The following is a 14,212-nucleotide window of genomic DNA, read 5'->3' on the forward strand; positions in this document are numbered from 1 at the left end:
CCCCGGAATCGGGGCCGTCTGCCACCCGTCCGGGCTATTTCAAACGCCGAGCCTTCTGACTTTGACCCGCGAACTCACACCTTCGCCACAATCGAGCGGCGGGTTCAGAGAGTCAGCCAGTAAGGGGATGGCGGGAGACGGTCAGCTGCGGTTTCTGCGCCGCTGGGCTGAGGACGGTGCGAGCACACGCAGCCGGTCGCGGACGGCTTCGAGTGCGTCGGCCAGGGCTTCGGTCTGTTGATCGTCGAGAGCCTCGAACATGCCCTGTTCCACGATGGCGACGTGGCCCGGGAGGACCTGGTTCAGCAGTTCCCGGCCCTGGTCGGTGATGGCGGCGGTGACTGAGCGCTCGTCGTGTGGTGAGGATTCGCGGCGCAGGAGTCCTGCGGTCTCCAGTTTCGCGGCCTGATAGGTCAGGCCGCTGCGGCTGTGGATGACGGTGTCGGCCAGGTCGGTCATCCGCATGCGTCCGTCCGGTGCCTGGGCGAGACGGGCCAGTAGGAAGAACTGGAGGTAGCTCAGGCCGCCGTCGCGCTGGAGTTGGTCCTCCATCAGCATCTGCAACAGGCCGCCGGCCTCCATCAGCGCGAAGTACGCCTCGGTGCGCCGCTCGTCCAGGGCCATGTGACTCCTCCTTCCGCTTCTTTGTTTCGATCTGGAAGCATGTTACCGTTCAAGAAGTGTTTCTAACTGGAAACACTTGTCGGTGCGCAACCCACCGGCCACCGGCCCAAGAACGGAGAACGACATGCAGGCAGTGCGCTACCACGACTACGGCGACCACACCCAGCTGGTCTTGGAGGAGGTCCCGACCCCTGATCCCGGGCCCGGCCAAGTGCTGCTCAAAGTCGTCGCGACCTCGTTCAACCCGGCGGACGCGGCACTGCGCGCGGGATACCTGCGCGAGATGCTCCCGCTAGAGCTGCCTCACACCCCAGGCGTGGACGTCTCCGGAACCATCGCGGCCCTGGGCGCGGACGTGACCGGCTGGGACGTCGGCGCGGCGGTGGCGGGCTTCCTGCCGCTCAACGCCGCTGGTGCCGCGGCCGAGTACGTACTAGCCCCGGCCGAGGTACTGGCCGCGATTCCCGACGGCGTGGACCCGGTCGACGCCGCAGCACTGCCCGCCGTCGGGCTGACCGCCTGGCAGGCCCTGTTTGAACACGCTAGCCTGACCGCCGGACAGCGCGTCCTGATCAACGGCGCCGGTGGCGCGGTCGGGAGCTACGCCGTCCAGTACGCCCACCAGGCCGGCGCGGAAGTCACCGCGACCGCCGCCCCGCGCAGCGCCGACCGCGTCCATGGCCACGGAGCCGACCACGTCATCGACTACACCGCCACTCCGGTCCACCAGGCTGCCGAGGGTACATTCGACGTCGTACTCAATCTGGCGCCCACCACCCCGGAAGACACCGACGCGCTGGCCGCCCTGACCGCCGACGGCGGGGTCTTCGTCACCGCCACCACCGCACCGACCTCCGAGCCCGGCCGCGGTGTGCGGGTGGTGCGGATGGCTGTGCGCAGCGACGCCGCCCAGCTGGCCGACCTCCTCGCCCAAGCCGCCGCCGGAACCCTGCGCATCGACATCGCCAACCGTCGCCCACTGGCCGAACTGCCGGATATCCACGCCCGCGCCGACCAAGGCACTCTGGGCGGCAAGACGGTCATCACCCCCTGACCGCACACCCACACCGGACGCTGGCATCCGGCGGATGCCAGCCCAGATTGCCGCCCCAGACGGCCGACTCTACGTTTTCGACCGCATGCCGCATCACGCCCGGAGCGCGGCCGATCCCGGCGTCGGCCGGGCCTCAGCGCGGCTGTTCGCCAAGGAAGGCGCGAAAGTCGTTGTGGCCGGCCGCTCCCATGAGCGCGGAGACGAACTGATCGCAGAGATCAACGACAGCGGCGGCACCGCGCCCTTCGTCGAACCGGACGTCGAAATAGCGGCTCCGGCGGGCGTGGTTGCTGGCGGTGTCAGGGACATTGTGTGCGTCGGTCGCACCCTCGGAACGGGGCTTCCCAGCGCAGTCGGCTCACGCTGACGCCGTCCGATCGGCGAGACTGGCGGCGTGAATCCCGCCTGGCTCGACCTTCCTGTCCGCGGCGCCGTTCCTGAACTCCGGCGTGCCCTGGACCGGCGCGGGACTGCCGTCCTGGCCGCCCCGCCTGGGACCGGGAAGACCACGTTGGTGCCGCTGGTCTTGGCCGGTCTGGTGCCGGAGGCCGGGCTCGATGCGGAAACGGGCAGTCCTCGGCGGGTGCTGGTTGCTGAGCCGCGTCGGCTTGCGGTTCGGGCTGCGGCGCGGCGGATGGCCTGGCTGCTGCGTGAACCGGTGGGTGAGCGGGTCGGCTTCACGGTGCGTGGTGAGCGCAAGGCCGGGCCGCGCACTGTGGTCGAGGTGGTCACCACCGGGGTGTTGCTGCAACGGTTGCAGCGCGACCAGGAATTGGCCGGCGTCGAGACTGTCGTATTGGACGAGTGCCATGAACGGCACTTGGACGCCGACACCGCGCTGGCCTTCCTCCTCGATGTCCGGGCCACCCTGCGCCCCGACCTGCAGGTGCTCTGCGCCTCGGCGACCTCCGACACCGACGCCTGGGCTCGGCTGCTGGGCGGGGCGGGCCAGATCCCTGCGCCCGTCGTGGAATCCGAGGGGATCCAGCACCCGGTGGAGGTGGTCTGGTCGCCGCCTTCCCGGCCGGTGCGTGCGCCGGAAGGGCTGCGCGTAGATCCCGCGCTGCTGGACCACGTCGCCGCGACCGTGCGGCGCGCACTGCGCGAACGCGAAGGGGACGTGCTGTGCTTCCTGCCCGGCGCGGGTGAGATTGGCCGGGTGGCCGAGATGTTGGCTGGGCTGCGTGACAGCGTGGACGTGCTGCAGCTGCACGGGCGGGCCGAGTCCGCTGTCCAGGAGGCGGCGCTGAGCAGTGGCGCCCGTCGGCGGGTGGTGCTGTCCACCTCCGTCGCCGAGTCCTCGCTGACCGTGCCGGGGGTACGCAGCGTCGTGGACTGCGGTCTGGCCAGGGAACCGCGCACCGACCACTCCCGCGGCCTGGCCACATTGGTCACCGTCCGGGCGTCGCTGGCGACCGGACGTCAGCGCGCCGGGCGCGCCGGACGTGAGGCCCCCGGAACGGTCTACCGCTGTTGGGCGCAATTCGAGGACGCCAGGGCCAGGGCCATGCCGACCCCCGAGATCATGCAGGCCGACCTCACCTCTTTCGCGCTCCAGGCCGCCTGCTGGGGTTCCCCCGGAGCCCGCGGCCTGGCACTGCTCGACCTCCCCCCGGACGGCGCGATGGCCGCCGCCCGCGACGTGCTGACTGCCCTGGGCGCCGTCGACGCCGAGGGCCGCGTCACCAAGCGGGGCGTGAGCATCAACCGCACCGGCCTGCACCCGCGGCTCGGCCGAGCCCTGCTGGACGGTGCCGCGCTGGTCGGCGCCCGCCAGGCGGCCGAACTGGTGGCGCTGTTGTCCGAGGAACCCCCGCGCGCGCTGGGCGACGACCTGGCCGCCGTCCACCGCGCTGCCGCGGCCGGCCACAGCATCTATGCCGCCCACTGGCGCGACGAGGTCCGCCGGCTGCTGGGCCACATCGAGTCCGCCGGCAACGACCGGTCGGCGGTCAGCCGTGCCGCGGCGGGCGGTCTGGTCGTCGGGCTCGCCTTCCCTGAACGCATCGCGCGGGCCCGCGCGAGTACGGGTTCGGCGAAGCCCGAACCAGGCGCACGCGCCTCCTACTTGATGGCCTCGGGCACCGCCGCCGACACAGCGCCCGGCTCCGCCCTGTCCGGCGCGGAGTGGATCGCCGTCGCAATCGCCGACCGGCCGGCCGGATCGCCCGCCGCCAGGGTCCAGCTGGCCGCCGTACTGGACGAGGCCACCGCCCGGCGTTGCGCGCCGCCCCTGTTCACCGACCGTGAGGAAGTCCGCTGGGCCGTTCCCGCCGGGTCGCGCCGAGGCGAGGTCGCGGCCAGAAGGGTCCAATCCCTGGGCGCGATCGAACTCACCACCAAACCCCTCGCCGCCCCCGCTCCCGCCCTCCTGCGCGCCGCCCTGCTGGAAGGTCTGGCCACTGAGACCGTCAGCGAACTGCTTACCTGGCCGGCCGAGGCCACCGCCCTACGCCAACGCTTGGCTTTCCTGCACCGCGTTCTCGGCCAGCCCTGGCCCCAGGTCGACGACCAGGCCCTGCTGGCCCGAGCAGACCAGTGGCTGGAGCCCGAACTTTCCCGCGCCCGCCGCCGCGCCGACCTCGAACGCATCCCCACGACAACCGCTCTGACCCGACTGCTGCCCTGGACCGGCGGCGCCGCCGGGCGTCTGGACGAACTCGCCCCCGAACGCATCACTGTCCCCAGCGGCAGCCGAATCCGCGTCGACTACTCCGCCGACCGCCCCGTCCTCGCCGTCAAAATCCAAGAGCTTTTCGGCTGGGACGCAGCCCCACAACTGGCCGACGGCCGAGTCACCCTGACGATCCACCTGCTTTCTCCCGCAGGGCGCCCCGCCGCAATCACCAGCGACCTCGCCTCCTTCTGGCGCGACGGCTACCGCGCCGTTCGCGCCGACCTACGCGGCCGCTATCCCCGCCACCCCTGGCCCGAGGACCCCACCGCTGCCCAACCCACCCGGCGTCTCAACCATCGCAAATAGTCCATGCGCTCGCCGCACGCCGCCAATACCGTGCGGACGATGGTCGAGGTTCGTCCTACTGCTCATGAACATGACCGGAATCCACTCGGAGGATCGTCCGCGTGCTCCGCATGGTGCTCACCCCTTCGGATCGCCTTAAGCACCGGCGGCCGCCGCCAGCGCGGCGACGTCGGCCACGACCCGGTCGCGGACGTGGCTGATCAGCTTGCTGAGATCTGCGCAGTACACCGACGGGTTCAGGAACCCTGTCCCGCGCCGGTAGCGCGTGCTGTACTCGCCGCCGCCGCACACCTCTCGGAGCGCGCAGGCTTGGCAGGTCGGCGACAGGGTCTCCACGCCGCGCTGTCGAGCCACGACTCCGGGGTGCAGGCGCGCGTCGTCGAAGGCGTTGCCGAACACGTCGAGTCCGGTCGCCGGAGCGTCTTGGAACGTCGACTTCAGCGCGTCGACCAGCTCGATCGAGCCGTCGGTGTCGATGTCCAGCGACTGGAAGCTTCCCAGGCCGATGGTCTCGGAGCTGCCGTGTCCGCCGAGCGCGAGGCGGATGATGCCGTCGAACAGCCGGACCGAGGTGGTCATGGGGATCGTGGAGTACCAGAGGTCGAAGATCGGGATGAGCCAGTCGGCGTATGGCGTCGAGTCGTCGTCCGATTCCCGCCCGGGCGGTCGCTGCTCCCAGTTCCCCAGCGGCAGCAGGAAGTCCATCTGCGGAGCGCCCAGCGCGGCGAGTTCGGCGTAGGTCTCCAACGGGTCGTTGGCCACGTCGATCACGCACAGCACGTTCCGCAGCCGTTCGGGCGCCGTGTGCGCGCGCAGTGCGGCCGCACCGGCCATGACGGCGTCGTAGCTGCCGCGGCCGTTGGCGTACTTGCGGTGCCGGTCTTGGGCTTCCCGGGCGCCGTCGAGGCTGAGCGTCACGGCGATGTCGTGCTGCTCCAGCACTCGCAGGATCCGCTCATCGGTGAGCAACACCCCGTTCGTTGTCAAAGTCAGCTGGGCGGAGACGCCATCTGGTACGGCTGCCCGGAACACTCCGGCTGCGTAGTCGAGGCCTTCGGCTCCGGCCAGCAGCGCCTCGCCGCCGTGCAGGGAGATGACGGCCTCGCTCACCTCGTCCCGGTGTGCTTCGAGATGCTCGGTGATCCGCGCGGCTGTGGCCTCGACGGTCGCCCGGGTCATGGCCACCGGCTTTCCCCGCCAGCTCTGGTCGGCCATCTCGTACATGTAGCAGTAGTCGCACGCGAGGTTGCACCGGCCGTGCAGCTTGATGATGTAGTGGGTGAACGGCAGCGGATGCCATGCCGGGTCGGCCAGCGCGGCCTCGACCACGGACCGGTCGGGCCACTCGGCTGTCGCCGGGACGTCCGCGTTCAGCAGCGGTAGGTGGATCACGGTGCCTCTCTCGGCCTCGGAGAGCCGGGCCTCGGACGCGGGCAGATCCCTGTCCGAGGCCCGGCACGGATCACAGCGTGACGGACTGGATACTCAAGCCGTGCCCTAGAGGCGGTTGTGGTTCATGTTCGGGGTCACCAGCGAGTTCTGGTTGGCGACCTGGGCGAGGGCGGCGGCCAGCGCGCTGTGCGCCGGAGCGGCGGCGGCGGCCACGCGGACGGTCGAGGTGCTGGGGGCCGAGGCGGTGACCGCACCGGTCATGGAGGCCGTCCCGGCGACGACGGCGGCGGCGGCGACCGCGCCGGCGGCGATTCGGGTGACCTTGTGGACAGTGGTCGTACGACCGTTGGTCTCCGACATTGCTTACTCCTTTTCAGGGCCCTGACAGGTTCCTAGGTGGAAACGGTGTGCTCACCTCGCCCGACATCGCAGCAGCGGGCAGGCTCGGCTGCGCTACCCATCGTGGATCACGGTTCTCTTCATTCTCTGTTCGTCTTCTATGCGCCGTGCGGCGCCACGCGTCGGGGGCAACGCTCAGGCAAGAATGGAAAACGGAAATCAAGGTGCGATGGAATCTGCCCAGGCCTGGCGCGCAGCGGCGCCGGCGCTGCCACTCACCGATGCTCCGCGCCTCGGCGTCACCGGCTGCGTATCGGTGTGATCAGGCCTCCGTCCGGACCGACGACCGGCAGAGCCTCCGGTTCTGCTCGCAGGCGCGCCCGCACAGCCTCCGCCTCGGGGCTGCCGATGCCGTCGAGCGTCTCCACAGCCTGCTGCCAGGCCGCCTGGGCCTCCGGCCAAGCCCCTAGCATCGCCAGGCCGATCCCCACCTGGTCCTGCATCCGGCCGAGCAGCAGCGCGTCTTCTTGATCCTGTGCGTACCGCAGGGCGGCGCGGCTCATCGCGAGCCCTTCGTCGACCTGGCCGACTCGCAGCAGAACCCACGCCAGCTGGCTGCGCGCGTACCCGGCCCGCTGCGCTGCGCCGCATTCCTCGGCGACATCTATGGCCTCGGCGTACAGCTTGCAGGCCTCGTCGTGCCGCCCGAGATCGCTCAGCGTCAATCCGAGGTTGGCGAGCGCGGCGGACAGCGCTTGGCTGTGCCCGAACTCACGCAACTCCTCCAGGCTCCTGCGCTGCGTCTCGGCGGCCTTCGACAGCATGCCGAGGCCGTAACGCAGGCTGCCGAGGTTCGCCATGACCCCGGCGGCTCGGCGACGGTCGCCCAGCGCGCGGTGGATCGCCGCTGCCCGCTCGAAAGGTTCCTGGGCCTGCGGGTCCTGACGCATGGCGTACGCGATGCCGAGGTTGTTCGCCAGCACGGCGGCGGCCGGCGGGTTGTCCGCGCCGAGGGCTGCCCGCTCACCGAGCCGCTGGGTTTCCACGAGGGCGTCCAAACGGTGGCGGCGCAGCAGATAGGGGCTGACGCCGACGGCGATCTGCCACACCACACGGTGCTCTTCGCGTTCGGCGGCGTGCCTGAGCACCGCCACGAGGTTGTCGATCTGTTCTTCGAACCAGGCCAGGGCCGCTGCTTCGCCGTCGAAGGGCTCCGCGTCGGAGGTGGTCAACCGGTGTGTGACGTCGGCGGGCAGCCGCGGCTGCGTCGGGGCCAGCACGGCGAACCCCGCGGCGGCGACGCTGATGTACCAGTCGATGACGCGGCCGTACGCGGCGTCGTCATCCGGTTCCCGGCGGCTGCGACCGTACAGCCGAACCAGGTCGTGCATCTGGTAGCCATCAGTGCTCTGGTCAAGCAGGTAAACAGCTTCCAGCGCACGCAACAGGCGCTGCGTGGCGTGCGTCGCTGCGAAGCGCAGCTCGCCGTGGTCTGCGAGAGCATGCGCTGCGGCCGCGCTCACGGTGCCGACGGGGTGTCGGCTCAGGAGGCGGAACAGGCGGCCCTGTTCGGCGGAGAGCCCGCGGTGCGAGTGTTCCAGGGCCTGGGAGACGGTGCGGCCGTCGTCGAGCAGATCCAGAGCCGAAAGGCGGTGCTCTTCGGACGTCAGCTCGGCTGCGAGGCCGGCGATTCCGGCGGTGGATTCCTCGAGCAAGCGGACTGCCGAGATACGCAATGCCAAGGGGAGTCCTGCGCATAGGCGCGCCAGCTCGCGCGACGCATCGGGCGCGCCGGCAACGGCGTCGGGCCCGACGATGCGCGCGAGTACTTCGACTGATTCATCCAGCGGCAGTACGCCGAGCTGGACGGTCAGTGCGCCGGTGTCGGCCACGAGGCTGCCCATGCGCGCACGGCTGGTGATGACGGTGCGGCTGAGTGCTGAACCCGGAAGCAGAGGGCTGATCTGCTGGTAGTCCCGCGCGTTGTCCAGAACCAGCAGCATACGGCGGTTGGCCACCGCCGAGCGGAACAGATCTTCGCGTTTGGGGAGCCCCGAGGGTATGTCGTGCCCCGGGATGCCCAGAGCGAGCAGGAAACGCTCCAGCACGCTGTCGGCGTTCTCGGCCTCGATGCGGTCGTAGCCGTGGAGGTCGACGAAGAGCTGTCCGTCGGGGAACGCGTCGGCCTGGCGGTGTGCCCACAGCAGGGCCAGGGCAGTCTTCCCGACTCCGGCCGGCCCGGTGACCACGGCGATGTAGGGGGAATCGTTGTCGGAGCCGAGCAGCCGGGTCAGGCGGCTCAACTCGGCGGCGCGGCCGACGAAGCCCGCGCTGGCGCGGGGCAGCTGGGCGGGCCGGGGCAGGGTGCGTGCGGCCGGAACTGGAACGGGCGCCGGAGTGGGGACCGGAGTGGGGACCGGAGTGGGGACGGTGAGCGTGGGCGCGGCGGGCGCGGCCGGCGCGGCCCCGGTGGTCGAAGCCCCGGGCCTGGCGCCCGCGGCGGCACCGGTTTCGGCACCCGCTTCGGATCGGCTCAGTGGTTGTGCCGACATCGCAGGCCACTGATGCTCCAGAGCCGGATCCCCTCGCAGCATGGAGTTTTCCAGCTCCACGATGCTGCGCTCCGGGTCGAGGCCGTATTCCTCGGCGAGCAGGGTCCGCAGCTTTCGCACGAGAGCCAGCGCATCCGTCTTCCGCCCGCCCCGGTACAGGGCCAGGGCGAGCCGCTCCACGAGCGACTCCCGGGTCGGGTACTCGTTCAGCAATCCGGTCAGCAACGGCACCAGATCCACGTGCCGACCCGCTGCCATCTCCAGATCGGCCAGCGCTTCATACGCGCTGAACCGCTCCTCCTCCAGCCGCGTGCGCGCCGGCTCGACGAAAGGCGCCTCCACCCCCGCCAACGCCGCGCCCCGCCACAATGCCAGGGCCGCACGCAGCGACCCCACCGCGGTGTCGAACTGTCTGCTCGCCATCTGCGCTCTCGCCGCGCTTGTCAGCCGGCGAAAGAGCGTCAGGTCGAGTTGATCGGCGGCGACAGTCAACCGGTAGCCACTGGTCTGCGACACCAGGCCTTCGCCGAGCGTCCCCGGCAGCCCGGTCCGCAGAGCCGAAACTGCCGAATGCACCTGTGCCCGCGCCGTTCTGGGCGGTTCGGCGTCCCACAACGCACCGATCAGCTGTTCGGTCTCCACCCGGTCATTCGCATGCAGCAGCAGGTAGGCGAGCACGGCCCGCCGACGCGGCCGCGGAACGCTCACCGGGTAACCATCGACCCGCACCTCCACAGGCCCGAGAATCGAAAAAGTCGTCATAGCGTCGCCCCCGAGACTCCTGGACTTCGACCGATCGTCGCAGACCGGTGATCCAGTATCGCAGCCGGCCGCCCGAGCCCAGGGGGCGCGGGCTTGTCAACACACTGGCCTGTCTGATCAGCCGGTTCAGTACTTGAACGGCAGCTCGGAGCCGGGGTTCTGCGGGCGGCGCTGGGCGAAAGTGTCGCGCAACAGCCTTAGCCGCCTGCCAGCTCACGGTAAGTCGCACGCCACTGAGCCAACGCCTGCGCTTCCCCGTCGATGTCGGTGACCAGCCTGCGGAGCTCCACGTCGCTGGGGGACCCTGGACCGTCCAGCGCCAATGCTTGTATTCGGATGCTCCGTGCCGCGGCCGTCACCTGATCAACTCGCATCCTCGCTTGGGGAAGCGCCGAGGCAACCAAGTCCACACCCGGCTCGCGGCGCAGCGTACCGAGTTGGGCATCCAAGCCCACGACGACCGATTCGATGCGGCCGAACAGCGTTGACAACTCTCTGAATTCCGAGCCATTCCCCTGGGCGTATTCGATCGTCCGACGCGTCTGGTTCGTCTCTTCCAGCAACCGCAGTCGCAGTCCGCTGAGTTCGCGCCTCTGCGCAGGTCCGACGGTAGCCCGCAGTCTCAGGTTGGCACGAGAAATCAGCTCGGAATGTTCGGACGCCGCCCGCCTGAGCCGCCGCCAAAGCAGGGTGAGAGCGACGGCGGTCACACCAATCACCACGATCGCCACAACGCCGACCGTCATTGACAGCGTCGATGAGACCTGAATCGCGTTCACACTTTCGCCACTTCTGGCGAAGAACACGGCTTGCGTCACAGCCCGTACCGCCCTTCGATCTATTTTATCCAAAGCCAAAGACTGAGGGCGCAGCGCCATCGCTCGCCGCTTCGAGCGCGGCTTCGCCGTGTCAGATGCAGAAGAACAACGCTGCCGAACCCCGCCCTGCCTAGACATCGGCGCAATCACGCAGATCCACACTGGTCTTCTCGCGGCTTGGGTCAGCCGCGTGGCTTGCTCGGACAGACAGGCACTATCGGGTGTGAGCCATATGGCGTCCGGCTCTGTCCTCTAGCTCGGAGCCGATACGGCGGTGTGGTGGGTGTATGTTGCGACGCCAGAGTGAGGTGCGGGGCCAGAGCGTGGCGCGAGGCTTGATAACTCAGTGGGGGAACTTGTGCCCGAGAAGCGTCAACCGGCGGGCGGCATGGGGCAGTTCCGGCTCAAGCGGCTGCTGAAGGCCGCGATGTACGTGGACCAGCACATGCTCGGCGTACCGGCCGACGCACCCGAGACTGTCGGGCTCACGGACGTGGTGGGCGAGATCGCTCGGGCGATCCATGTCGACGTGCCGCCGACCGTCTTGGTGAGCCCCTATGCGGAGGTCGCCATCTCCGGCGACACGGCGGACGACATGATCCTGTACGTCGGCGCTCCTTTCCTCCTGGGTCTGCCGGTTGTCGAGCTCAAGGCCGTGCTGGCGTACACCATGGCCGCCCTCGGCGAGCCGCATCCGGCGCTCGCCGACGCGGTCGTTCGCAGCGCGCAGAGTTTCCAGGACTGGCTGGACCTGTTCGGGGCGACGACGCCGTTGGGCCGGCGCTATCGGAAGTTCCTCGACGCCAGCGCTGAGGTCCGCACGGATCTGGCTCGCCACGCCGACCGGGCCGCCGCCGCGCTGGCCGGCTCCCAGAAATACGCCCAGAACGGACTGGCCCGCTCGAAGGCCATCACCGAGCACTTCGTGAGGTTCGCACCGTACTACCTGGTTACCGGCGCTGAGCCGTTGCAAGACCTCTACCGGAACTGGTTGCTCGCCGCGGCCCAGCCGGTTCCCGCCTGGGCCGTCCACTTGCGGTCGCTGGTGGACCCGCCGATCCCGGGAGAGTGCGTGCCCCTGGTCGCAGCCCTCAACGATGAGGACGTCGACATTCTGGTGGCCGCCATCGACGTCGATCCGGACGACGCGACCGGCTACGACTACGACCGCATCCGGGAGAAGATCCTTGCTGTGGCAGGCGAATCGCTCGGCCGCGAGGCGACTCCGGCCGATGTGGTCGCCCTCGTCGCGGATGGCCGCGGCGTCGAGCTCGCCGCGCGATGGGATGGCCTGACAAGCGCCGAACTCGCAGCCATTCTGTCCAAGACGCACGGAATGGAGCAGTATTCGGCCGAGAGCCTGACGTCCGTCTCGACGACCGGCGAACTGCTCGAAGCCTTCATCCCCGGCCTCGCCGTCCGGCACGGCTACCGCTATGACCCGGTGCTCCGCCCAGGAGTCCTCGTAGCAGATGCCCAACCTGAGATCGAGATCTTCGAGTCCATCGGCAGCGCCGTCGTCGGCGATACCACCACGCTCGCGGAACTGGTGAAGCAACTTACTGAGAACCGTTAGGTGTGCGTCCAGAGGGCCGAGACGGGTTACCTGGCCGACCTCGGCTTCGGACGAATCAGGACCCTACGTTCCCGCCATCGCTCGCTCGGCCGCGCGACCCGCCGCGACGCGGCTGGCGGCCACCGCGCGCAGCTCGTCCACCGTCTGCGTCGGCAGCGAACCCAGGAACAGCGTGAGCGCCTGTTCGGTGCTCGCCCGCAGGTGCGATCGGCCGTCGCAGGCGGTGTCGGCGTCGGCGATCGCGGTCTCGTGCGTGGCGAGATCGGTCGCGCTGGTGCCGTGCAGGACCGACGCCTGAAGCGCGGCGATCGCCGCCTGCGGGTTGGCGTAGTCCCAGCCGCCGGCCTTCATGCACGCCTGCCAGCCCTTCAGCGCGGTGACGTAGGGCTGGTAAGTGGTCAGGTACTGGCCGAACTGGCTCCGCACGACCTGCGGTATGTAGGCGGACGCGACGTAGTCCCGCACGTTCCCGAACAGCGTCGAGCGTGCCTGGCCGACGCATCCGCCGGTCTGGTAGTCGACGTGGCCGCCGCCTGGCAGCGGCAGGGTGCCGCTGTCCGCCGGCGAGCCTTCGAGTGCCTCGGCGTAGCTCGGCAGGGTGGCACCGGGATCGCTCGGGTCGCGGTTGCTGACCGATTCCGGCGTGACGCCATAGGTCGCCGGATACCCGCTGCCCAGTGAGGTGGCGGTGATGGTCTGCGCGCTCGGTTCGGGTCCCACGTCGGGCACGGTGTAGGCGAATCCGTTGCTGTGCATGCACTGCGCGGTGAGTGTCTGTTCGGCGCGGGTCAGGTCCCAGGTCCATTGAAGTGATGAGGCATCGGTGGCGATGACGGAACCTGCCGCCGCCACCTCGGGGCCGCCCGCGCTGTGCGGCGCGCTTGGCCGCGGTGGCCGGCTGCTCGCGCAGCCGGCCACCGTGACCAGCACGGCCAGTATCAGTACGGCGCTACGCGTGCGCGCGCCCCGCCGCTGGCAGTCCATCGCCTAACCCCGCCGGCCTTCCTTCGGACCTACCGCGCGCTCACGTGCACGCATTGGTGGTCCAGTCGTTGCTGCTGATCGAGTCGTTCATGCTGTGCGAATTGTCGGCGTAGGTCCAGTTGGCGAGGTTGGAGTACATGGTCGTGCCTCGCGCGACGCACGCGTAGCCGCCCGCGTAGCCGGCGGCCTCCCACACCAGGGCCTGGTCGGAGTTGCCGTTGTTGTACAGCGCCGAAGCGCAGTCGTTCCAGGTCTTGGTCTGGCACGTCGACTGGCTGAAGGCGGTCCAGTTCGTGTTGCTCCCGGAGAGCTTGCCCATGGCGCCGCTGAAGCCGGCGTTGACCCAGAAGCAGAGGTAGCTCGCCGGACACGACGAGTAGCCGTCGGGGTGCACAGCGCCGGGCTTCACCGGCGCCGGCTGGGTGAGGCCGGCCGGAGCCGCGGGTGAGAACGAGGCCGACGCCGAGGCCGACGGCGCGGCGAGCAACGCCATGGCCGCGACCGCCGGTACTGCGCCTGCCATGACGAGTGATCTGCGACCGCTGCCGAAGACGCGGCGGATGGTACGAAACATCGTCAAGTCCTTTCGTTACTGCGTGGACAAGTCGTTCCGGCGCACCGATACCGGTGCCGTGGTCCACCCGTACGCCCCGCGGGTCGCCTCGGCGCCGCCATGGTTTCGGCATGCGTCCGAGTCCGGTCCGAGCCATGTCTGAGTCGTGTCTGAGCCGTGGTTGAGCCGCGTCGAATCGGCACAAATCTCAGGCGCCTGATTCGCTTCCCTCGCCTATAATCCAGATTCGCGCGTCTGTCCTGATTCGTTCACGGACGGGGCCGCGTCGGGGTGCACAGTTGGGGGGCTGACCATGCGCTTTCGCGTCCTAGGGCCGCTGGAGATCCGTATCGGCTACGAATGGAGCGCGATCGGCGCTTCCAAGTGGCGTGCGCTGCTCGCCGCGCTGCTGCTCAAACCCGGCCAGGTGGTCTCGGCCGACTGCCTCGTGAATGAGCTGTGGGGTGAACGTCCGCCCGCCGGCGCGCGCAAGCTGGTCAGCGGTTACGTGCTGCGGTTGCGCCGGCTGATGCGCGACACGACCGGCCGTCAGCTGATAACGCGGGCGCCCGGCT

11 protein-coding genes and 1 pseudogene are annotated in these 14,212 nt (G+C 69.6%); 5 read left to right on the forward strand and 7 right to left on the reverse strand.

Annotation, left to right across the window (positions count from 1 at the left end; translation table 11 throughout):
* Positions 1-141 precede the first annotated feature (141 nt).
* A complete protein-coding gene (locus CACI_RS32240) occupies positions 142-624 on the reverse strand; it encodes a MarR family winged helix-turn-helix transcriptional regulator (protein WP_015795087.1) in 483 nt (160 codons plus the stop codon).
* A gap of 124 nt (positions 625-748) precedes the next feature.
* Between CACI_RS32240 and CACI_RS32245 the strand changes: the two genes are divergently transcribed.
* Genes CACI_RS32245 through hrpB form a run of 3 tightly spaced genes read left to right on the forward strand, consistent with a single transcriptional unit; the run spans position 749 to position 4,661 of the window.
* Complete coding sequence (locus tag CACI_RS32245) at positions 749-1,678, forward strand: NADP-dependent oxidoreductase (RefSeq protein WP_015795088.1); 930 nt, start codon at positions 749-751, stop codon at positions 1,676-1,678.
* Positions 1,679-1,712: 34 nt separating this feature from the next.
* Positions 1,713-2,045 carry an SDR family NAD(P)-dependent oxidoreductase gene (locus CACI_RS32250; protein WP_015795089.1) on the forward strand — a complete coding sequence of 111 codons (333 nt, stop codon included), beginning with the start codon at positions 1,713-1,715 and terminating at the stop codon, positions 2,043-2,045.
* Positions 2,046-2,072: 27 nt separating this feature from the next.
* Entirely contained in the window at positions 2,073-4,661 is a 2,589-nt protein-coding gene (gene hrpB, locus CACI_RS32255) for an ATP-dependent helicase HrpB (RefSeq protein WP_015795090.1), read from the forward strand.
* A 135-nt stretch (positions 4,662-4,796) separates the two neighbouring features.
* Here hrpB and CACI_RS32260 read toward each other — a convergent pair whose 3' ends face one another.
* The 4 genes from CACI_RS32260 to CACI_RS32275 all read right to left on the reverse strand — a co-directional run bounded on the left by CACI_RS32260 (position 4,797) and on the right by CACI_RS32275 (position 10,524).
* Positions 4,797-6,053, reverse strand: coding sequence for an FxsB family cyclophane-forming radical SAM/SPASM peptide maturase (locus CACI_RS32260; RefSeq protein ID WP_015795091.1), 1,257 nt, complete (start codon positions 6,051-6,053; stop codon positions 4,797-4,799).
* A gap of 105 nt (positions 6,054-6,158) precedes the next feature.
* The gene (locus CACI_RS32265; RefSeq protein ID WP_015795092.1) at positions 6,159-6,413 is read right to left on the reverse strand and encodes a lipase chaperone; all 255 of its coding nucleotides are present in this window, start codon (positions 6,411-6,413) and stop codon (positions 6,159-6,161) included.
* A gap of 278 nt (positions 6,414-6,691) precedes the next feature.
* A complete protein-coding gene (locus CACI_RS32270; protein ID WP_223297304.1) occupies positions 6,692-9,679 on the reverse strand; it encodes an AfsR/SARP family transcriptional regulator in 2,988 nt (995 codons plus the stop codon).
* A gap of 224 nt (positions 9,680-9,903) precedes the next feature.
* Positions 9,904-10,524 (reverse strand): hypothetical protein, encoded by a 621-nt coding sequence (locus CACI_RS32275; protein ID WP_015795094.1) that lies wholly within the window; start codon positions 10,522-10,524, stop codon positions 9,904-9,906.
* Between the two features lie 358 nt (positions 10,525-10,882).
* On the opposite strand from CACI_RS32275, the gene CACI_RS32280 reads away from it, so the two are divergent.
* Complete coding sequence (locus tag CACI_RS32280; protein ID WP_143765462.1) at positions 10,883-12,100, forward strand: hypothetical protein; 1,218 nt, start codon at positions 10,883-10,885, stop codon at positions 12,098-12,100.
* A 63-nt stretch (positions 12,101-12,163) separates the two neighbouring features.
* On the opposite strand, the gene CACI_RS32285 is transcribed toward CACI_RS32280, so the two are convergent.
* Together CACI_RS32285 and CACI_RS32290 are read right to left on the reverse strand one after the other, a co-directional pair.
* On the reverse strand, positions 12,164-12,952 hold the full coding sequence (locus CACI_RS32285; protein WP_143765463.1) for a hypothetical protein: 789 nt from the start codon (positions 12,950-12,952) through the stop codon (positions 12,164-12,166).
* A gap of 172 nt (positions 12,953-13,124) precedes the next feature.
* Entirely contained in the window at positions 13,125-13,658 is a 534-nt protein-coding gene (locus CACI_RS32290) for a peptidase inhibitor family I36 protein (protein WP_015795097.1), read from the reverse strand.
* Positions 13,659-13,950: 292 nt separating this feature from the next.
* Here CACI_RS32290 and CACI_RS54430 point away from each other — a divergent pair.
* Positions 13,951-14,205, forward strand: a pseudogene (locus CACI_RS54430) (AfsR/SARP family transcriptional regulator); the annotation flags it as partial.
* Positions 14,206-14,212: the final 7 nt, after the last annotated feature.

It is taken from the genome of Catenulispora acidiphila DSM 44928, assembly GCF_000024025.1.
In the GTDB taxonomy this organism is placed as follows: Bacteria; Actinomycetota; Actinomycetes; order Streptomycetales; family Catenulisporaceae; genus Catenulispora; species Catenulispora acidiphila.

Bases quoted from the DNA above. Each gene is read 5' to 3' on its own strand.
- CACI_RS32240 (WP_015795087.1), bottom strand. From the start codon at position 624: ATGGCCCTGGACGAGCGGCGCACCGAGGCGTACTTCGCGCTGATGGAG.
- CACI_RS32245 (WP_015795088.1), top strand. From the start codon at position 749: ATGCAGGCAGTGCGCTACCACGACTACGGCGACCACACCCAGCTGGTC.
- CACI_RS32250 (WP_015795089.1), top strand. From the start codon at position 1,713: ATGCCAGCCCAGATTGCCGCCCCAGACGGCCGACTCTACGTTTTCGAC.
- CACI_RS32265 (WP_015795092.1), bottom strand. From the start codon at position 6,413: ATGTCGGAGACCAACGGTCGTACGACCACTGTCCACAAGGTCACCCGA.
- CACI_RS32290 (WP_015795097.1), bottom strand. From the start codon at position 13,658: ATGTTTCGTACCATCCGCCGCGTCTTCGGCAGCGGTCGCAGATCACTC.